Below are 20,111 nucleotides of genomic sequence, written 5' to 3' on the forward strand. Positions count from 1 at the left end.
CTTATATTATTCAACAATTGCCTCGTTAGGCTTTTTTACACTGTACTTTGGTTACCTATTGGTAGTGTTCTACAGTGGATAAAATTTAGAAATTATGAACCAAATTTTGAATTTTTTTGATGTTTTTTTATTCAGGGGCTGCCGGGAGTAATTGTGTTTGTTGTATCTTAACATTAAGAAAACTAACAAAAGGCCAGCTTATATGTTGGCAAAATTGTGGGTTAGGAAGTTGGCTAGTTTTATTTAGTAATTCAGTGAAATTCTTTAAGCAAAATAGCATTTAACCACTTTTCGTTTTCACGACCAGGTCGGTTGTCGCCTGTTATCCATGTTTCACTGATTGTTAACTCTGGCAGATTGTTAATTAACGCAGTCAAAGTGGACTCGTTCATATCGATGAATTGTCTGCCGTGCTCTATACGTTCAGCGTCACCGTATTTAAAGCTAATATACATAACGCCGCCATTGTTTAAGTGGCTGTTCAAGTTTTTCAGAGAAGGTAATAACTCAGATTTAGATAAATGTAGCAATGAAGCACAACACCAAATGCCGTCAACTTTTTCCTGTATAGAAAACCGCTCGAAGGTTGTAATTGCCACCTGTTGTCCTAGCAAGCGTTGGGCTCTATGAGCAAGTTCAATGGAGGCATCAAATGCGGTAACCTTAAAGCCTTGGCTCTTGAAATAAAGGGCGTCACGACCACTTCCACAGCCTGCATCAACAATTTGGGCATTAGGTTTTAGAAAGGGCAAAAATTTCTGGTAGATATTATTCATATCAACATTAACTGTTGCGTCAAAAAAAGCCTCAGCATGTTGATTGTAGTAGTCTAAAGTCATTTGTCGTCCTTGTTCGGCTTACCGACCTGTACTTTGCCATTTTTGTTGAATCGGCGCAAAACTTTGTTCGCCTACTCTGTGTTTAGCTGGCTCTTATTACCAAGATTTTTGTTAGCGAATTTAACGTGCATTAAAAAGTCAATTTACGCATAATTGACACGATAATAATTGAACTTCCTACTTCCAGTAAGTTCTAATATGCTACCGCTTGTTTATGGATTTTTCCCCTATTGTCGAAGGAATGTTATGAAAGTTAATGTTTGGTCTTTGTTGTGTTTTGTCTCTGCGTTGTTTGTGTCTCAGTTGGTTTTGGTGGGCTGTTCTAATGATGACAATGCTGCGTCGGCGGTTGGCGTGGATGAAACGTCGGTTTCTGAGGGCGATAAAGGCATTGCTTCTTCGGGTATTGGCGAGGAAGAAGCCGCGCTGGATATGGCTCAGGCGTTAATTGATTACAAAGACGCGCCGTTAAAAATTCTTGATGTATCGGAGCGCAGTAAAGACGGTCGTAATTCAATTGCGATTACCTTGTCGGTGCCGGTCGACCCTTCTAAAGATCTACAAAAGTACTTTGGCATTAGCCAGCAAAATGGCAAGGCCGTCGACGGCGCTTGGGTGATTGCTAAGTCGGGTAAAACCATTTGGTTTCCGTACGTAGATCCAGAGGTTAAATACAAGGTCACCATTTACCAAGGGCTTAAAGCGATTAATAATCGAAGCTTGCTCCGAACCCAACATGCCGATGTGGTCACAAGCCGCGTAACGCCAAGTTTTAATTTTGATACCAGTGGCGCGTTTTTAACCCAAGGGTTAGGCAATGGCCTGCCTGTGGTTACAGTTAATGTAAATGACGTCGACATTAATTTTTACCAAGTGCGAGAAAAAGACCAACAGCGCTTTTTAGAAGAAATGTCTCACCGTCAATATTACTGGGGTATAGAGCGTGTTACTCAGTTTGCCGACTTAGTTTATTCAGGTCGGTTTGAGTTTGACGGCGAGCCAAATACGCGCACCAAAAGCAGTATCGATATCGAAGGTATTCAACAGCTAAAACCGCCGGGGATTTATCTCGCAATTATGGCAAAGGCCGGAACGTACAGCGGTCAACAGATGATGTAGTCTTTAGTGCTTATTTGTATTGGTTTGTGTCGACGATTGCAGCCTGAAACTGCCACAACAGAAGTCAAATTCAATTCCAAAACTAAAACTAAAATCATAGTCAGATATTTTGCCGATGCTTCATATTGGTTTTATCTCATACATTTACCACTGGTGGTGTGGTTGCAAATCGCCTTTGCCTAACTCCCCATTTACTGGGGATTAAAATGGCTGTGTGTCAATGATAACAATCGTATTGGCTTTATTGACTTATGACCTCGCGGTGCGTTCGACATTTATTTGAGCCATGTTAAATGGCAAGAAAAAACCAGCCTTACTGTTAAAATCAAAAAACTAAGTTCACCTCTTTACCCTTTATTTTACCTATATTTTACCTTGCCCTGTTTATTTTAATGTCATTACGATAATAAATTGAACCGGCGCTAAATCGCCAGAACAGTTAAATGCTTTAATGCCATGACTTAAGTCAGTGATGACAGCCATGTTCAGGCGGTTGGTAGGAAAATAAATGAGTATAGAAATCAAAGTTAGCGAGCTTAGTCATGGATTTGATGACGGATCGCAATCGATTAAGCTGTTAAATAACGTCAACGCACTATTTGAAGCAAAAAAGCTAACCGCGATAACGGGCATGTCAGGCTGCGGTAAATCTACGTTGCTTACGTTTTTAGCTGGGTTAGATGCCCCTGAATCTGGCCAAATTAAATACATAGATACCAGTACCAATCGTCGTATTTATCGGCGCGATCTTAAAAAATGCATGAGTTTAATATTTCAACAATTTCATTTGTTGCCAGAGCTTAATACCGTGCAAAACATTGCGTTTCCTTTGTTACTTAGGGGGGATAAAAGGGCAATTGACAAAGCCAAATTCTGGTTAGATAAAATCAATCTAACCGCCGCTTGCAATCGGCCGATACATCAGCTCAGTGGGGGCGAGCAACAGCGGGTTGCCATTGCAAGAGCTTTTGTCACTGAGCCCAAAATTATTTTTGCCGATGAGCCAACAGGCTCGTTAGATTCGAGCACTGGCGCCTATATTCAAGCGTTATTGTACGACTTCTGTAAAAGTGTGGATACCACGACAATTTTAGTGACGAATAACGAACAGCTAGCGAAGAGTGCCGACCAACAATTAACCTTCATTGATCGTAAGTTGATGCAAGCCTAATGAATATTTTTGTATTAGCCTACCGAATACTGCGCTCTAATATTAAAACTCTTAATCATCGACTCTGGGCGCTGACTCACCTTGCATTAGCCATTTATATTCTATTTGTCAGTGGGGGTCAGGGCACTTTGCAAAAGTATTTAAATAACGACCTTGCAACTATGTTAGGTGCCGACACAGTAGTAGAAGTCAAAACGCCTATCGCACCTACTTTTGCCACTTTCTTAGCGCAATACTCTGATAGGCAAACAGACATACTAATTGTTGAGCTGGTCATGAGTAACGACACTAAGTGGTCTGAAATATTATTGAAAGCAGTAAATAGTACCTATCCACTCAACGGCAAGATAGAGGTTTCTCAAAAGCTTGGCGGCCAGATAGAGTCCGTGTTGTCAGGCCCCAAGAAAGGCGAGATCTGGTTAAGCGAACGAGCCATCGTAAAGCTCAATTATCACATTGGCGACATGGTTCAAGTCCATGACCGTCAGTTACGGTTGACGGCGGTGCTGGTCAATGAACCCGATCGGCTATTATCTTTTGGTAATTTTAAACCTAATGGCTTGTTAAATCGTGCAGACTTGAGCCATAAATATACGAGTGAATCGAGACAAACACATCGTTTTTTATTGCAACAAACTCAACAACAATGGTTTGCTTTACAAGAGACGCAGAAAGCCCAAGGGGTAAGCGAAGCTCAGCAGGATGCCAAGTTTATATCGGTTTATTCAGGTAAACATCCACTTTCTAATTTGCAACAACGTATTTTCAACTTTATCGGTCTTATATCCATCGTGTTATTTCTGTTGGCGGCTATCGCATTTGACCTAGCGGGCAACACAATGAGCAATAGGCAAACTCAGTTTTTTACTGTGGCTATGAGTACAGGTTTAACCAAATCTAAAGCCGTACTCATTTGGTTTTCTGCTGCAATGTTGCAGTTTATTGTCGTGATAGTTTTAGCGATTATTATCGTGACTTTTAGCCTGTCTGGATTGTTTTTCGTCGCTCATGAAGTACTGCCAAACTTAAAGTTCAGTTGGTCTTTGGTCGATATTCTACAGCGGATATGTCTGTTACTGATTATCTATTTTGCTAGTTTACTGCCTGTTCTTTGGAACTTATTGCAGTTAAATGTAAAAGCGCTATTGGTGACCAATTCAAACTCGAAACCTAACCTTAGCATTCGATTGTTGAGCATTTTGATCAGTTTTTGCGTCATTACCTACACCTATAGCGACAATGCAGTTTTAACTACTTATTTGTATCTCGGGTTTGCCCTAGCGGCCGCTGCTATCTATTTGTTTACATTGTTGACTTTGCATTTAACCTGTCGGCTGTTGGCAAAACGATCGGGTTTTACTGCAATCATAGTTAATGTGATGTTGCAGCGTATAAATACAAAAATTGCACAAATTGTTGGTATTGGGCTGTGCATTTTTGTTATTTCGTTTATCTCTATTTTAACCGAAAACTATTCAAAACAATTTCACACATTAAGTTTTATGCAAGATGGTAACTTGCTTGTCGAGCAGGCAACGCCGCAGGAAATGAACAGTTTTAACCAATGGCTTGAACAAACAGACTCAAGTTTATTACAGTCAAAGCCTTTTGTTTTTGGGAATCTAATCGGCATCAATGGTCAACCCTTAGGACATTATTCACTTAAACCGAATGAAAGCTTGAGCAAAGTACAAAAGGCGATTCGTCTTCATTGGCTTCAGGATATTGCTGGGGCATGGCAAACAACGCGGAGCCCAAACAAGCAACAAACCCAGGGCAATCAAGCCGCCGAAAAAGTGCTACAGAGTGCAGCGCCTATTTCCGTTGTTGACGAGGTTATGACCGACCTTGAATTGTCCATCGGTGACCGTTTAACATTTCAAATCAATGGCGCAACTCGGCAGTACTATATAACGTCAGAACATCGACATATTCCCGGAAAGAGCCTGCTAAGCTTTTGGTTTGTTCACCCTTTACAACAAAAGACTCAGGCGTTTAGCAATGATAAAACGTTATTTGTTGCGAGTACTTCTTTGTCTAAAGAAGCCCAGGCCGAACTAGCTCATTTTTGGCGGCGATTTCCGCTTATTCAAATGCAACCAACCGAACTCATCGCAGAGAAAATACAAAGTTTTTTACAGGCATTAGAGGTCATCGTTTTATTTTATTCTGGTTTTTTAGTCATGCTCAGCACGCTGGTGGTGTGGACTGGGATCAACGCTTATGTCGACTGTGACAAAATGAGAAATGGCTTAATGTTGAGCTTTGGTCTGTCAAAACTTCAGTGTTACAAAATGACCAGTATCGAATGGCTATTCACGTCGTTTATCACTTCGTTTGGAGCATTACTCGGTGCTTATTTAGCGGTTTATTTGTTATACATATATAGCCTAGGTGAGCCGTTTTATTTTAGTGTTACTCAGTTTGTATCTAGTTTGCTCGAAGGCACGTTAGCGCTGTTTTTTGTGGCGTTTATTTTAAATTATTCGTCGTTCAATATTAGTCCCATCAATTTGTTAAAAGGCAATCTATCGGATAGCTTGAGTTCAAACCTAAAATCGGCCCAAAAGCTCAGTAAACAATGCAATTCGAGTACAAGTTTTATTCGAAAGTTTAGCGTTAAATACATTGTTTTTATTATTAAAAATTGGAAAAAGATAGTTAGAAGACTTAAGTAGGAAACATTATGAAAACTTGTTTATTCACTGCCATCATACTAATGGTTCATTGGGTTTTGCTACTGCCAGCGATGGCCCATAATCACAAACTGAATTTTGAAGTGTCCGACGTGACATTCTATCAAAATGGCGAAGCGCTCTTATTTGGTGGGGTGGTTCAAAATAAACCATATTTGAAAATTATGGATAGAAAAGAAAATGGCGAACTCAGCACTAGAAGCCCATTTTATTTAGACAATAATCTGTACCAAGGTTTTGCTACCGCGATGTTAGTTGAATCGAGTACGTTAACTCAAAACGCGATTGAACGGCCCGTTTTATTTGGTCACAATGGCGTCTATACCATAGTCGGAACAGAGGTCGTTGAGCTCATCAGAACCGCGTCAATTTATCGCAGCATTGATGATTCTGCGTTTCGGTTGTTGCCCCATGCGCTAGACGTCAATAATGACGGATTGACGGACTTTGTGATCCCAAATTTTGAATCTACCTCGATTTGGACCCAGAAAATCAATGGTAGTTTTAAGCAACAGGTACTCGATTTTTCTCTGCCTACTGAATATTACGTTGACGAATTTGACCGCGCGAGCTTGTTCATTGAAGTTCCTAAACAAGTTATACAAGCTCAGGTGATAGGTAATGAGTTAGTGGATCTTGTCGTAGTATTTGATGATCAAATTTTGATTATTGAAGCCATTTCAGCGGGGCTGTATGCAAGTCAAGCTGGGGCGAGTGGCAAAAAGGGAGTTAAGCCCATTGAAGTGAGACTGCCATTTGCTCTTAAATCTGAGCATGCTGAAGAGCAAAACAAGGCAAACGGCACCACTTATAAGCTGTTAGATGTACAAGATTTGAACAATGATGGCATTGTCGACTTGATTATAGATAAGCGTTATTTTGACGGTACGGATAATGATGTAGGCAATGAAGAACAATCGATAATTGTATTGTTTGGCGCATTAAAGCAATCCGAGTTGTTCTATGCAAAAACGAATAGTGACGAAATCAAACTCGGTGGTGAGATGCTAGATTATGGCTTTGCTGATTTTAACGGCGATGGCCGTAAAGATTTATATTATGTGTCTGGCGAAATTGGTGCAGGGTCAGTTATGTCAGCCCTGTTTGGTGGGGGCTTTGAAGTCGATATTCGAGTTCATTTACAGCGTGAAGGCATGAACTTTACGACTAAAGTCAAGGCTGAAAAAGAAACGCAATTTTTAGTGGATGTCAAAAATGTAGCATTTGGAACTTTTCTCGAGGTGGCCGATATTAATCATGATGGTAAAGACGATTTGATCTTAAAAGAAAGTGAGCGTTATTTATCGGTGTATTTAGGCAATGCGAAACGGGTTTTAGCTAAAAAAGCGCAAAAGATTAAAATGTCGCTACCTGAAAATCCAGCAAAAATTAAACGACTCAGATTAGGCAAAAACCACTTTGTTGTATCTTACGAGAAGTTAGATCGCCTCGTTCAAATCAAATTGGATTAACAACAGAGTGGTATTAGAAACAAGTGCATTGTTTCTAATACCACTCATTTATTCGGAAGCACATTGCACTTGTTTGATTTCAGTAGATGATATTAGCCCCAGAGTTTTGGCGTTAGGCCCTCCACTAATCCTTTATAGTAAGACAGTCCAAAATCACGGTCCTGTTTTAAAATTATTGGGCCATCCAGATCGGCAAGTTCACAAAACTGCGCGACAACAAAAGCCGGCGCCATACTCAACGAAGTTCCCATAAAATTCCCCACCATTAATTTTAATCCCTTACGTTTTGCTTGTTTAACAAGATGAAGAGCTTCAGTAAGGCCACCGGTTTTGTCTAGTTTTATGTTGATCATAGTGTACTTTTTTGCGGCGTCATCAAGTTCACTTGAGTCTAGACATGACTCATCGGCACAGAGTGGAATAGGTGATTCGTAGTCCAATAATTCATGATCGTAACCTCGTGGTAGCGGTTGTTCAATCATAACGACATTTAATTCTTTAAATTTAGGGGCGAGGTCAACAAGTTGTTCAAATGACCAACCTTGATTAACATCAACCACAATAACGGCATCAGGCCTGGCTTTTCGCACTGCAGTTATTTTTTGTAACGGCTCGATGTCATCAAGTTTCACTTTTAAGTATTGTGAATCTAAAGACTTAGCCTGTTGAGCCATATTTTCTGCGCTGTCGATACTTACGGTATAAACCGTATTCACTTCTCGTTGCGGGACATTAGAGATTTGCCAAATGGTTTCACCCGCTAGCTTAGACTCTAAATCCCATAGTGCACAATCGACGGCATTTCTTGCACCGCCCGATGGCAATAAGGTTAATAATTCTGCTCGTGTACATCCAGCTTCAATCTGCTCTTTAATACTGTTTATCTGGGCAAGCATGGACTCTGCGGTTTCGCCTTGATAAAAGACGCCGCATCCTTCGCCGCGGCCTAAGATTGATTGACCAGTTGATTCGTCTCTAATGGTTAAATAAATAACGCTAGAAGCATGAAACGTATGTCCTGTAATGGCAAAAGGTTTTGCATAGGGCCAAGATTGAATTTCTACTGTGAGGTGTCGCATGGCAATTTCCTTAAAAATTGATTAGTCAAAATGGTTGATTAAATTTTGGGTAATTGCATCACAGCCATCAATCAATGGGTCAACGCAGGGTAATTCTAAAATGGCACTGACATCTTGCAAATACTGGACTCTGTTGGTTTTTGGCAGACCTGAAGTATTTATACTCACACCAATGCATACGACATTTGGATTTGTAAGTCGAGCCGCCCGCAGGTTTTCAGAGATACACTCTGCAATGTTTGGCACTGGATAGTCGTCAAAACCCGCAATAGTTGTGCGGGTTGCATCATGGCAAACCACAATTGCATCCGGTTGAGAACCATGTAATAAACCTAAACTGACAGCAGCATATGCCGGGTGATAAAGTGAACCTTGTCCTTCAATTACTGACCAAAGGTCGTCAGAAGTTGCTGGCGAAACACATTCGGCGGCACCAGAAACGAAGTCGGCGACTACGGCATCAATTGGAATACCATTGCCTTCTAACATGATCCCAGTTTGCCCAGTTGCACAGAATTTGGCTTTAATTGACTGCTTTTCCATTGACTGTACAAGTGATAGAGCTGTATATTTTTTGCCTACCGCGCAGTCAGTGCCAACTGTAAGAAGACGTTTTCCTGGTCGTTTTAGACCATTTGCTATTGGTAATCGTTTTGGTGGTGTTCGAACATTAATCAGGGCAACTTGATTTAAGTCCGCAATTTCTTGAAGTTGAGGAATATCCTCAAGCGCAATATGTAAGCCACTAACAATATCTAAACCCGCGTTTGCCGCTTGTCGAAGTACATCTAACCAATGTTGGTCAATGTTACCGCCAATTGGTGCAACCCCAATCACTAAGCTTTTGACCCCAAGGTTGACCGCTTCTTCTATTGTTAGGTCTTTGACGCCCAAATCTAGCGGATTACCTTTAAATCTGAGTTGCCCGGCAACAAGTTCTGGACGCCATTGAACAATACCCGATGCAGTTTTTGCTGCTGTTAAATTATCTGTGTCACCAATAAATAACAAGTATGGTGTTTGTAAGTTCAGTTGACTAAATTGCTTCATGATTTTTTTTGCCTTTTAAAATGAGCTGTGGTTTTTACTCTAACACCACGATTTAATAGCCGTGGTTGTATACAAAAACAGATCTTAAAGTGGCAGTTGTGCAGCAACTAAGCTCTACATGGCGTCATTACTTTTTACCCAGTTATCACCAATTAATAGAAACGTTCGGGTGATGTTTGGTCCACGGAAAAACAATTTCAAGCTCTCCCGCGATTTGCAGTAAGGTCGCTTCGTCACAATATTTACCTGCTATTTGTACGCCAACGGGAAGACCTTCTTGCGAATAGTGTATCGGTAAAGAGATCGCGGGCTGGCCGGTGACATTAAAAATTGGAGTAAATGGTGCAAATTCAGAAACAGATTGGTTCGCCCAAGAAGGTAGACTTAACGTTTTGGTGTTAGAGTTTAAGGTGCCAATGGCCGGAGGCTGACAGGTAATCACTGGACTAATAAATGCATCGTATTGAGTAAAGAAGTTTCCAACATCAGTACAAATCTTATGTAATGCTTGTAAGCTTTTATCAAACTGCATTACCGACATTGTTTTACCATGTTCTAATATAGCTAAATTATTATATTCACGAGTATCTGGGTTAGATTTTTTATTGAGCATGGTTTCAAAAGTATGAATGCTAAGGGGATGCTTGAAAGACCATAGATCGATGAAGGCATCAAACAATTGTTGCCAGTCATAAGGTAACTGTCTTTCGACAACTTTAAATCCTTTGTTTTGGTAATAATGTACGGCTTTTTCTACCGCCTGAATATTGTCTTTACTTACTTTGGAGCCGGAAGGACTCGTTGTTGTATAGGCGATGGTTAAGCGACTAGCTCTAGTTTTTGCTTCTAGCGCAAATGACCTTGTCGGTGGAGTAAGCTGATACAAAGCTCCGGGCTCATTGCCATGCAAGCAATCGAGCATAGTGGCGGTATCTCGTACGCTTCTTGTTATAACATGAGATACGTTAGGCGCAAAAGGTAAGTACAGCTGGCTAGGTGTACGAGATCTTGTCGGTTTTAATCCGACAACACCACAACAAGCCGCCGGAATCCGAATTGAGCCTCCGGCATCGCTAGCCTGAGCAATCGGCACCGCTCCACAAGCCACAGCGACAGCCGCTCCGCCACTGGAACCACCGGCACTTAACTTCGTATCCCAGGGGTTTCTTGTCGCCCCGTATAATACCGATTCCGTTGTTGACGAACTTCCCCATTCGGGCATGGTAGAAATGCCCATTATGGTTACGCCGGATTGTTTTAGTCTTTTAGTGAACTCCGAGTCTTTTGTGATTTGGACGTGTTGGCCCAATCGACTGCCCAACTCAAATGGTTGGTTTTTTAGTTCGGTATCTTTGATAAGAATGGGGACCCCGGAAAATGTCGTATTACTATCACTTAGGCTTATCGCTTTTGTTGTTTCTTGTTTAGTGTGGTGGGCAAGATAGTTGAGTTCTGGGTTCGTTTTGGCTATTGCAAGGTCTGCTGCATCTGCTAATTCTTTATGGGATACCTGCTTATTGCGGATCAACTCAGCTAGCCCAACACCATCGTATTGACCGTATTCTTTAATGTCCATAACCCTCACCTTTATGTTTTCTTGAATATAAAGGAATACGATTACTTATTGGCTATAGCTAGGGTGCGCATTGAGTCACGTTGCCTTAGCTAGATGTCACTATTGTGCGCATTAGCATTATTGATCGTGGAATGTTGAACAAAAATCAACCATACTAATTTTACTAAAACTATTTAAATCGCGGCATAGTATTAGAGGAGTCTACTGTGATGACCAATTATTGTACACCAACGCTCGATATCCCTAACGGGCCTTGGACTTCAAATGACAACGTGATTAGTATCGCCTCAAAAAAAGCCATTACGCATTTTGATGATGATGAGTTTTTGGCCATGCCAGATAATGATGATATTCCCAACTTAGATGGTAGGCTTACTTACATACATATTAGTGATGACTGTATTGCGCAAATTATCGATGTTCATTTAGCCAATCCTTTCAATGATAAAGGAATTACAGAAGCAGGCTGGATAGCTTTTCAGTTTGCCTTATGTGGTAATCAGATCTCGATAGTTGATGGTTACGGTCAAATGACTTATTCAGGTCCAAGGTTTGGGGTTTGTGCCACAAGCCACGTAACCAAGGCTGTTAAGTTCATTCAACCCGGGTATGTAAACTACGTTAATATTATAGTTAGGCCACAGTTTTTACTGCAACAATTTGGCCTAGATCCGCAATCATTGCCGCATCAAATTCAGGCCATATTAGCAGGCAAAAATGAAGGCTTTTATACGTGCAGTCATCCGCTTAATTCACTGATGAGTAATGCAACTGAGGCTTTAATAAAAAGTACCTTTAACGGGAAGTTGTTTGAAACTTTTGCCAAAATTAAAATCATGGAATTATTGTGTTTTGCATCTGATTTGATTACGCAACAGCATGAAGTTTCACAATGTAAATTAAAACTCAGTGATCGCGATATCATGTTGCTTAATAAGGTTCGTGAAGATGTACAGGACAATTATGCGGACCCTGCGCCGTTAAGTGAAATTAGTAGAAAAATTGGCTTGAATCGCAATAAACTATCGCTAGGTTTTAAAGAGTTATTTGGTACTGGCGTATATGAGTATTGTCAGCAGTATCGAATGTTACAAGCTAAGAAATTACTGCAAGATACAAAAATGTCGATTTTGGAAATTGCCATCGAGGTTGGATTTCAAAACCATTCGAGTTTTAGTCGAGCCTATAAAGATTTTTATAATCGCGCTCCAAGCCAAGATCGCGCAGCGTAATATTTGTTTTCTTTTTAGGGGGGGAATTGTATTTAAGACTATTCCAACCCGAATTGGAAAATATCATATTTTAATTGTTTAAAGTCTTTTTCGAATCGATAATCTTAGTCAGTGATAAATGGGTGGAATCAGTTGAGTTGATAAAACTCTTTTTTACACACGGAATTTGTGAATAAAATTATGATGCCTGAATATACCTTTTCTATAGCCTCGATAATTAAGCTGCTGTTAGTGTTTAACTGTGTATATGGCTGTTTGTTACTCAATCGTCCAAGGTACACTGGGCTTAAATGGCTATTGCTTATCGCTGGATTGGCTACGACACTCGACCTCACTCAAAATGTATTTAATCTGCATCAAGAATTGGCCATAGCAACGGTATTTACCTTGATTTTAGGACCCGGATATTATTGGTTTATCAAAGGTTTGATTTCGCCTGTTAAGTTTCAATGGCAAAATTTAAAACACCTGTTGCCCGCAATTATCGCCTTGTTTATTTTGAACCAACCACAAATTGTCATTGCTTTTGGCACCTTAAGTCAGCTTGCCTATGGTTATGTGATTTTAAGGCTGATAAAAAATTATCATAAGGCAATACAATCAGAAACGTCTTTTGCTGAATCTCTAAACCTCAACTGGGTAAAATACGCTATGGTGGTTTTGATCTTAAGCATCGTATTTGATCTCATTCGGTTAAATTTACAACCTGTGATCCCAAACGACATCAATGAAGTGTCGCAAATTATCTCAAATGGCATTGCGGTGATCGTCACCAGTTTCTTGGTCATCAAATTAAACCAATTGCCCGAAATATTTTCGGACTTTTCGCTACCACAAGACGCTCAAGCACCTGCGGAACAGCCAGTGGCTGATGCACTCGCAGAGGACATGTTTCAACAGCTGCACCAGCAAATTATGGAACAACGGTGGTTTTTAACCCCCAGGTTAACTTTGAGGATGTTGTCTGAGCTAACCGGCCTTGGCGAAAAAGACATTTCCTGGGCAATCAATACCGGTGGCTCAGCCAGTTTTAACGATTACATAAATAAACTTAGGTTAACTGAGTTTACCCAGCGTTTTGAGCAAAAAAATCACAACCAAATGTCGATTCTTGATGTCGCTTTGGATTGCGGCTTTAACTCAAAGTCATCGTTTAATTTGGTTTTTAAACGGGAGCTTGGAGTGACACCGTCGCAATATTTAAAAACGCGTAATTCGGAACCTGGGCGAACTTAAAACCAAATACTCACCCGAAGTGGCTTAACTCATACGTAGCTTAATTTATTAGGTTTTATATTAAATTGTTACCGGAGTTAAATTTACATTAATACCAGAAAACTGTTTTAACGGAGGTTCATCATGGAAGTCGGTCCTAATCCCAATCAATTAGCGCCAATACCAGCAGCAGAACAAGTAACGTTTTTAAAAAATATTATAAAGTCACCCAACATCATTGTTGGGGATTATACCTACCTAGATGACCCTGAACTGGCTCGCGACTTTGAATCTCAGGTACTTTATCACTACCCATTTATTGGCGACAAATTGATCATTGGCAAATATTGTGCAATTGCCCATAAAGCTACATTCATTATGAACGGTAGCAACCATCTAATGAGCGGAGTCTCAACCTATCCATTTTATATTTTTGGCAATGGTTGGCAAGAGGCGGCGCCTGAAGCGGGTGACTTACCCTATAAGGGGGATACAATTATCGGCAATGATGTTTGGTTGGGCTACGACTGCACAATTATGCCTGGAGTGACTATAGGTCACGGGGCCATCATTGCGAGTAAAAGTGTTGTGAGTAAAGATGTTCCTCCCTATGCTATTGTTGCCGGAAATCCGGCGAAAGTGATAAAAACTAGGTTTGATGACGCAACGATATCGAAACTGCTGCAACTACAATGGTGGGATTGGTCACCGCAACTCATTACTACAGCATTACATGCCATAACACATGCTGATATAGAGCAACTCGAAGTACTTAAAGCTGAGCAATAATATATAGGCCTATATCAGTACGATGTTTGTTGCGTTAGACTGAATCGTTGATTTTCGAGTTGATATTGACCGTTTAAACCCGTCCACTGTTTACTACGTCAACTAACTCAACTAACTCAACTAACTCAACTACGTCAATTACGCTTGCGAGTAAAAATGATAATGACCATCTGCACAATGAAAACGTTGTTTGTGTAAATTTACCTTTTTTTTACCTCCTTATAATTATCCTATGCAATATCGCTAATTACTGAGTCCAGAATCTGTATTTGGGACGATCTAATAAAGAGCGCCGACGATAATCAGTACGTTACAGCAACCCGAGCCTAAGCTGTACTTGAGTTTTGTGATTATCAAGTATAGGTGGAATTTAATTCATTACAGCTCTTTGTATTTGGTGTAGAGCTGTGCACTTTTTATTGTAAGTGATTTGAAATGGAGCAATTTATGGAACTCATCAAAAGTCGTTTTTATAAACAAAGTTTAAGTGAAAATTATATTCCTCGACGTCGTTTGGTTGAATTGCTTAATGTCCGTAACCACAAGGGACTGACTTTAATTTCAGCGCCAGCGGGGTTTGGTAAAACCGAATTATTAGTGGAATGGACAGAACAGAGCCTTTGCCGCACGGCTTGGTTGTCGTTGACACAACAGGAAAGCGATCTGTATCAATTTGCCCGATACCTAATTGGCTGTTTACACGTTGGGCTTAACCTGAGCTTAGACAAGTCTTCAAACTTATGCACTAAGTCGCTCAAAGAAAACTTTGACCTGTTTTTTACGACGTTTATCAATGAACTGGAAGATTATGAACAGCCATTTAACCTGATCTTAGATGATTTTCACTTAGCGGATTCGGCAGACGTCGATCATTTTATCAATCTGCTGATCGAACATTTACCGAGTACCGTGCGCTTGGTTTTAGTTACTAGGGAAGATCCTAAATTACAGTTGGGTAAGCTGCGTATTTCAACTAGTTATCGTGAAGTGAGAGCGGTGCAATTACGGTTTACTTACGATGAGATTGCATGTTTTTTTAGCCAAAATGTAGAAGGTGAAATAGAAGACAAGTTACTTTCCCGCATTGAAGAAAAAACAGAAGGTTGGATTGCTAGTATGCAATTAATGGCATTGAGTTTGGTCGGTTCAAAAAATATTAGTCAGGATATTTACGATTTTTCCGGCAGCAACCGTTTCATTATCGAATACCTAGTTGAAAGTGTGTTGCAAACCTTGTCCCAGCAACATGTGGACTTTCTAATAAAAACGACGGCGTTTGAAAGGTTTACTCCACAACTATGTGACTATGCACTTGGTACAGCAGGCAGTGCTGACATCATCGCTAGATTTGTTGCGAATAATCTGTTCCTTGTGCCCCTAGACAATAAAGGTGAATGGTTTCGTTATCATCATTTGTTCTCTGAAATATTAACGGCTTTAGATCATTCAAACATTGAAAATGGCAGCGAAATTCACAGTCGAACTGCTGAGTGGTTTGAAAGTCACGGCTATTTTCGTGAAGCAATTGAACATGCGTTTAAAGCGGGTGATGAAATGGCGACGTTGTCGTTGATCAACCAGCACTGGCCGGTGCTTTCATTTAGTGAAACTGATGAGTTGCTACTTAGCTGGATGAACAATATAAACGGTGACTATTTAACTCAGTTTCCCTATTTATATGCATTATTCGGACTTAACTTACTCTCCATTGACTTAGCAAAGGGGCAGGTTTATTTAGAGCGGGTTCAACAGCTTGGCGAGAATGAATCGAACAACAGTGAAGCTCAAACTTACCTAGCCTTAGTTGGTTTAGGCAATGCTTACATTTCAGCAGCGAGGGGGCAATTTGAGCAAATTATTCCAAGTGCAGAAAAAGCGTTACAGGTTTTATCGAATGCCGAGCAATTAAACGACAGTGAAATTGTATGGGTTGGCTCTGCCTATGCGCTGATCTCGACAGCGAGTTGGATGAATGGCGACATGAAAGCCACGATTAAATCACTTAAAAAAGCGATTGGTTATATGCAGACGTCCAATAATACCGGGGCGGTATGGTCTACCAATTATATGTTGTTGCAGGCTTATTTAGACCAAGGGGACATCAAAAAGGCTCAATTTTATAACAGCACCATGCTGGAAGCTGTGCAAAGTACGATACAACAAACAGCACAAAACGCTGATAAATCTTCCCCCCAGGGCGGGGCTGAAATTTTTTTAACTAAAGCCTTGGTGGATTACGAAACTGGAGAGCTTGCCAAGGCGTCGGAGCATTTACGTTATGCGATGAATTTGGGGGTTAAGTCACAGTTGCGTGAAGCGGCTCACAAATATCCGATTTTACAGGCAAAGCTTAATTATTTTTCGGATTCCAAGGACCAGGTTCAGGAACAATTAACCCGCTCAGAAGCTATCCGTATTGCTAATCCTATTCCAGATACCTATTCCGCTGAATATTGGCGCGCACGTTTTGCTTTATTGGATCAGGATGACGCTTATTTAAGTGTGTGGTCGGAAGATAAAGGTTTTAGTTTTGACTATCAGCTTACCGTAGTTGATGAGCCGAGTTACGTCATTTGGCTTCATTGGCTTGCGGTAAAAGGGACCTTGTATCAAACCAGCCGCAGGCAGTTGATGTCCGTTTTGGAGCCTCTGATATTAGAAACAAAACAGCAGGGTCGTTACCGAACGTATATAGAAGTGGTCTTGATCCGCGCGTTATTGCAGCTCAATAGTGGTGCAAAATGCGACGTGACTAGTATCGCTGGAGCAATGGTTATGGCTCAAGAGTTGGGGCTGAAACAAACGCTAAAACAATTTCCTGCCCTTAAGAGCTTGCTAAATCAAGAATCTATTACAGAGCAGTTTACCAGACCATTATTGCAATACGTACGAGGCACAATTTTAGGTGAGGAAGCTTTGCGGGAGCTCAATTTACAACAGGCCAAGAAGCTGATGCTCAGCGGCAAAGAAATTGCGGTGTTAAAACATCTTGCGTCAGATAAAACGGGTCCAGAAATTTGTAAAGCGCTATATGTTTCGTTAAATACGTTTCGAACCCACAGCAAAAATATTTATTCAAAGTTGGACGTGAATAGTCGAATGGCCGCGGTAAAAAAAGCGACAGAGATGCAAATTCTGCAGTAGTGCTAGGTACACAGTAGAAAGTGCCGAACTCATTAGCAAAATCACATCATGATGTGATGACCCAGATTTTTGGGGAAGGATAATAGTTATCAATCTTTTAGTCATTCTTATACGAATTTTTCGGCTAACAGAACAAGTAAATACTTACCAACTGATAGGAAAAGTAAGTTTAGCCTGCAGATTTAATTTTAAAATTATAGGAGTCATTTATGAAAGATATATTTAAGGTCAGTATCATTGCACTGTCGGTGCAACTTGGGGCATGTTCATGGTTTGATAGCGACGACGATTCTAGCAACGCGGATCTGGTTACTAAATATGACGGCGTTTGGTTAGCTGAAGCTTATGGTGAAGGCATCAAAATAGGAAACGGTATTTTCATGACTTTTGATTATACGTCTGACTACTGTTTAGTTGAAGATGAAGACACTATTGATTCAGAAGCCGATATTGACGAGGTAATATATTCGGCAGACAGCGAACACTTTAAATTAATTGCAGGTTACGGCACTAAAGACTTTCATTCTCCGGGTAAAGAATATACTAAAACGGCAAACGGTTTAATGCCAAGTAGTTGTGAAAATGGCTTTATTGCACAACAGGGTGAGTCGGGTTATCAGCGTGATGTGGTTAGAGATTTAGATTTGTTTTTTCAAACATTTGCTGAATATTATGTGAGTTTTGAATTAACAGGCACCGACTGGAATGCGATTTACAACGCTGCGGCGGCGGAAGTTGACAGTGACACGAGCGATGTTGAGCTTTTTGATGTCTTATATAATGCTATTGCAGCATTGAAAGATTCACATGTGTCAGTAACTTCACCAGATATTGGTGTTGCGTCGGTTAATAACGAGCCGGTGATGTGGGAACAATTGTTAAATGAATATGCCGAGCAGAATAATTTGAGTTTACCTATTCCCGCGGAACACTCGGCGGCGGTCAACGAGTACATTGGTGACAATATCGAATTGTATGAGGCCATTATTGAAACTTATGCAGAAGATGAGTCCGATATCAAAACTGACGGCGTCCTAAAGTGGTTCAAAAATGAAGGGGTAGGTTATTTGGAAATCGGCGCGATGGTGGATGTCGCCAGTACCGGTAATCTAGAAGACATTGAGGCGGATATTGCCGCTGCAAAAAGTGCAATTGAGTCGGCTCTGACAGACCTGAGTGATACCGATGCACTTATCCTTGATGTGAGAATGAACAATGGTGGTCGTGATGTTATTTCAATGGCATTTGCGAGTTACTTCATTGAATCGGCTGGTACATTCGCACAAAAGTCGGTGACGGATCAGTTTGGCGTCACTACAGTATCAAATTATGATTTAACCCCTGCCGCTCAAACGTATACTAAACCGACGTTTATATTAACCAGCGCATCGACAGTGAGTGCCGCAGAAACGTTTGTTATTTTGTTAAAAGCACAGGATCATATTGCTACAGTAGGTCAGCCTACGCAGGGGGCATTATCTGATATCTTGGACAAGACCCTACCTAATGGTTTTATGATAAACCTGTCTAATGAAAAATACTTAACAACAGATGGCGAATGGTATGAAAGAACAGGGATCCCGGTTGATGTACAAGTGCCACATTTTGATTTAGAAAGCCGAGAGTTAGTGATTGATAAGTCTATTGAAACGGTTCTTGCAATTTTAAGCGGTGAATAAAAGACAGTACGCATTAAGTAATTTAAAAAGGGGGAAACCCCTTTTTTTGTGCCTGATTTTTGGCTTGTGATCTTAATTTAAAACCTTCGCCAATGATGTGAACTATCATCAAAATCACATCATGATGTGATTCTCTAAAGCGCCGCAATTTTTAACATACTCCCCTAGAAAATTTTGTTTTAACTGCACTTATCTGGCACCTGATACATCAGTAAACGCCTCTAATTGTAGTTAAAACCAATGATTGACCAATTTCACTCAATTTTTAAAAGATAGGTTTTGCAATGCAAGAAGAGACATCAAGTGCTTACGTAATATCACTAAAAGGGCAATTGGATAAAAAGTGGAGTGTCTGGTTTGCTGGTTTTGAAATTACTACCACAGACTCCGACACGTTGCTCATTGGACAAATAGAAGACCAATCTGCCTTACATGGTTTATTAAGAAAAATAAGGGATGCGGGACTCAACCTTAACTACATAAAAAAGATGGCAGGGCCAAACGATGAGTAATCACCAACCTCAATACCACAGCCGGAATCAGCAACTCTGTCAGGGGGTCAATCGAAACCAAAGCCGGCGCCAGAATCAGATCCAAAACCGCAATGTTGAGAACTATGTTTCGCTTAGCTCTAATTCGATATTTCAAGCCGTGTTTGTGGAATTAACGGAGCTAATCTCCAGCAGAGAGCTTTATAAGCAACCTAGATTGTCGGTTAAAGATATCTCGGATCTTACAGGTCTGTCTATTAAAGACATTTCTTTTGCCTTTAGCGAAGGTGGTGGAATGAACTTCAATCGTTTTGTAAACCTCAAACGTATTGAAGACGTGCAAAAATCATTAGCGGTCACGGCAAAACGTCGATCGGTACTTGAGATTGCCTTTGCGTCAGGCTTTAATTCTAAGTCTTCGTTTAACTCTGTTTTTCGAAAAGAAGTAGGGGAGACGCCGTCCCAATTTGCAAAAAGGTGCAAAAAGGTGCAAAAGGCATGTGTAAAGGAGGTAGGAAGTATTGGCCATCAGATAAAAGGCGCTCTTTAAAAGGTATTG

At 40.6% G+C, this 20,111-nt stretch carries 15 protein-coding genes; 11 read left to right on the forward strand and 4 right to left on the reverse strand.

Features of this window, described 5'->3' with window-relative positions:
• Positions 1 to 251: 251 nt before the first annotated feature.
• On the reverse strand, positions 252 to 839 hold the full coding sequence (locus tag Q4575_RS16020) for a bifunctional 2-polyprenyl-6-hydroxyphenol methylase/3-demethylubiquinol 3-O-methyltransferase UbiG (RefSeq protein ID WP_303523495.1): 588 nt from the start codon (positions 837 to 839) through the stop codon (positions 252 to 254).
• Between the two features lie 246 nt (positions 840 to 1,085).
• Between Q4575_RS16020 and Q4575_RS16025 the strand changes: the two genes are divergently transcribed.
• The 4 genes from Q4575_RS16025 (at position 1,086) to Q4575_RS16040 (ending at position 7,297) form a co-directional block, all read left to right on the forward strand.
• On the forward strand, positions 1,086 to 1,958 hold the full coding sequence (locus tag Q4575_RS16025; protein ID WP_303523496.1) for a hypothetical protein: 873 nt from the start codon (positions 1,086 to 1,088) through the stop codon (positions 1,956 to 1,958).
• Between the two features lie 508 nt (positions 1,959 to 2,466).
• Complete coding sequence (locus Q4575_RS16030; protein ID WP_303523497.1) at positions 2,467 to 3,129, forward strand: ABC transporter ATP-binding protein; 663 nt, start codon at positions 2,467 to 2,469, stop codon at positions 3,127 to 3,129.
• The gene (locus Q4575_RS16035) at positions 3,129 to 5,807 is read left to right on the forward strand and encodes an ABC transporter permease (RefSeq protein ID WP_303523499.1); all 2,679 of its coding nucleotides are present in this window, start codon (positions 3,129 to 3,131) and stop codon (positions 5,805 to 5,807) included. Before Q4575_RS16030 ends, Q4575_RS16035 begins: the two co-directional genes overlap by 1 nt.
• An 8-nt stretch (positions 5,808 to 5,815) precedes the next feature.
• Positions 5,816 to 7,297, forward strand: a complete 1,482-nt coding sequence (locus Q4575_RS16040; RefSeq protein WP_303523500.1) for a VCBS repeat-containing protein — start codon at positions 5,816 to 5,818, stop codon at positions 7,295 to 7,297.
• Positions 7,298 to 7,389: 92 nt separating this feature from the next.
• Here Q4575_RS16040 and dgcA read toward each other — a convergent pair whose 3' ends face one another.
• From dgcA to Q4575_RS16055, 3 genes are all read right to left on the reverse strand, one after another.
• Positions 7,390 to 8,376: an N-acetyl-D-Glu racemase DgcA gene (gene dgcA / locus Q4575_RS16045; RefSeq protein WP_303523502.1), complete on the reverse strand. Its 987-nt coding sequence runs from the start codon at positions 8,374 to 8,376 to the stop codon at positions 7,390 to 7,392.
• A gap of 21 nt (positions 8,377 to 8,397) precedes the next feature.
• Positions 8,398 to 9,426, reverse strand: a complete 1,029-nt coding sequence (locus Q4575_RS16050; RefSeq protein ID WP_303523503.1) for a DUF1611 domain-containing protein — start codon at positions 9,424 to 9,426, stop codon at positions 8,398 to 8,400.
• Positions 9,427 to 9,571: 145 nt separating this feature from the next.
• Positions 9,572 to 11,002, reverse strand: a complete 1,431-nt coding sequence (locus Q4575_RS16055; protein WP_215963842.1) for an amidase — start codon at positions 11,000 to 11,002, stop codon at positions 9,572 to 9,574.
• Positions 11,003 to 11,211: 209 nt separating this feature from the next.
• On the opposite strand from Q4575_RS16055, the gene Q4575_RS16060 reads away from it, so the two are divergent.
• From Q4575_RS16060 to Q4575_RS16090, 7 genes are all read left to right on the forward strand, one after another.
• Entirely contained in the window at positions 11,212 to 12,234 is a 1,023-nt protein-coding gene (locus tag Q4575_RS16060; RefSeq protein ID WP_303523521.1) for an AraC family transcriptional regulator, read from the forward strand.
• A gap of 168 nt (positions 12,235 to 12,402) precedes the next feature.
• Positions 12,403 to 13,470 (forward strand): AraC family transcriptional regulator, encoded by a 1,068-nt coding sequence (locus tag Q4575_RS16065; protein ID WP_303523504.1) that lies wholly within the window; start codon positions 12,403 to 12,405, stop codon positions 13,468 to 13,470.
• 123 nt (positions 13,471 to 13,593) lie between these two features.
• Positions 13,594 to 14,238 carry a Vat family streptogramin A O-acetyltransferase gene (locus tag Q4575_RS16070; RefSeq protein ID WP_215963839.1) on the forward strand — a complete coding sequence of 215 codons (645 nt, stop codon included), beginning with the start codon at positions 13,594 to 13,596 and terminating at the stop codon, positions 14,236 to 14,238.
• 447 nt (positions 14,239 to 14,685) lie between these two features.
• On the forward strand, positions 14,686 to 17,382 hold the full coding sequence (locus Q4575_RS16075) for a LuxR C-terminal-related transcriptional regulator (RefSeq protein ID WP_303523505.1): 2,697 nt from the start codon (positions 14,686 to 14,688) through the stop codon (positions 17,380 to 17,382).
• 209 nt (positions 17,383 to 17,591) lie between these two features.
• Positions 17,592 to 19,061 (forward strand): S41 family peptidase, encoded by a 1,470-nt coding sequence (locus Q4575_RS16080; protein ID WP_303523506.1) that lies wholly within the window; start codon positions 17,592 to 17,594, stop codon positions 19,059 to 19,061.
• A 284-nt stretch (positions 19,062 to 19,345) separates the two neighbouring features.
• Complete coding sequence (locus tag Q4575_RS16085) at positions 19,346 to 19,573, forward strand: hypothetical protein (protein ID WP_215963836.1); 228 nt, start codon at positions 19,346 to 19,348, stop codon at positions 19,571 to 19,573.
• A complete protein-coding gene (locus Q4575_RS16090; protein ID WP_215963835.1) occupies positions 19,566 to 20,102 on the forward strand; it encodes an AraC family transcriptional regulator in 537 nt (178 codons plus the stop codon). The genes Q4575_RS16085 and Q4575_RS16090 overlap by 8 nt, the downstream gene beginning before the upstream one ends.
• The last annotated feature ends 9 nt before the right edge of the window (positions 20,103 to 20,111 follow it).

The organism is Psychrosphaera sp. 1_MG-2023, assembly GCF_030548245.1.
Taxonomy (GTDB): Bacteria; Pseudomonadota; Gammaproteobacteria; order Enterobacterales; family Alteromonadaceae; genus Psychrosphaera; species Psychrosphaera algicola.

What these genes read in the sequence shown, in the direction of transcription:
- Q4575_RS16020 (WP_303523495.1), bottom strand. Translation starts at nt 839, where the DNA reads ATGACTTTAGACTACTACAATCAACATGCTGAGGCTTTTTTTGACGCA.
- Q4575_RS16025 (WP_303523496.1), top strand. Translation starts at nt 1,086, where the DNA reads ATGAAAGTTAATGTTTGGTCTTTGTTGTGTTTTGTCTCTGCGTTGTTT.
- Q4575_RS16030 (WP_303523497.1), top strand. Translation starts at nt 2,467, where the DNA reads ATGAGTATAGAAATCAAAGTTAGCGAGCTTAGTCATGGATTTGATGAC.
- Q4575_RS16035 (WP_303523499.1), top strand. Translation starts at nt 3,129, where the DNA reads ATGAATATTTTTGTATTAGCCTACCGAATACTGCGCTCTAATATTAAA.
- Q4575_RS16040 (WP_303523500.1), top strand. Translation starts at nt 5,816, where the DNA reads ATGAAAACTTGTTTATTCACTGCCATCATACTAATGGTTCATTGGGTT.
- dgcA (WP_303523502.1), bottom strand. Translation starts at nt 8,376, where the DNA reads ATGCGACACCTCACAGTAGAAATTCAATCTTGGCCCTATGCAAAACCT.
- Q4575_RS16050 (WP_303523503.1), bottom strand. Translation starts at nt 9,426, where the DNA reads ATGAAGCAATTTAGTCAACTGAACTTACAAACACCATACTTGTTATTT.
- Q4575_RS16055 (WP_215963842.1), bottom strand. Translation starts at nt 11,002, where the DNA reads ATGGACATTAAAGAATACGGTCAATACGATGGTGTTGGGCTAGCTGAG.
- Q4575_RS16060 (WP_303523521.1), top strand. Translation starts at nt 11,212, where the DNA reads ATGACCAATTATTGTACACCAACGCTCGATATCCCTAACGGGCCTTGG.
- Q4575_RS16070 (WP_215963839.1), top strand. Translation starts at nt 13,594, where the DNA reads ATGGAAGTCGGTCCTAATCCCAATCAATTAGCGCCAATACCAGCAGCA.
- Q4575_RS16075 (WP_303523505.1), top strand. Translation starts at nt 14,686, where the DNA reads ATGGAACTCATCAAAAGTCGTTTTTATAAACAAAGTTTAAGTGAAAAT.
- Q4575_RS16080 (WP_303523506.1), top strand. Translation starts at nt 17,592, where the DNA reads ATGAAAGATATATTTAAGGTCAGTATCATTGCACTGTCGGTGCAACTT.
- Q4575_RS16085 (WP_215963836.1), top strand. Translation starts at nt 19,346, where the DNA reads ATGCAAGAAGAGACATCAAGTGCTTACGTAATATCACTAAAAGGGCAA.
- Q4575_RS16090 (WP_215963835.1), top strand. Translation starts at nt 19,566, where the DNA reads ATGAGTAATCACCAACCTCAATACCACAGCCGGAATCAGCAACTCTGT.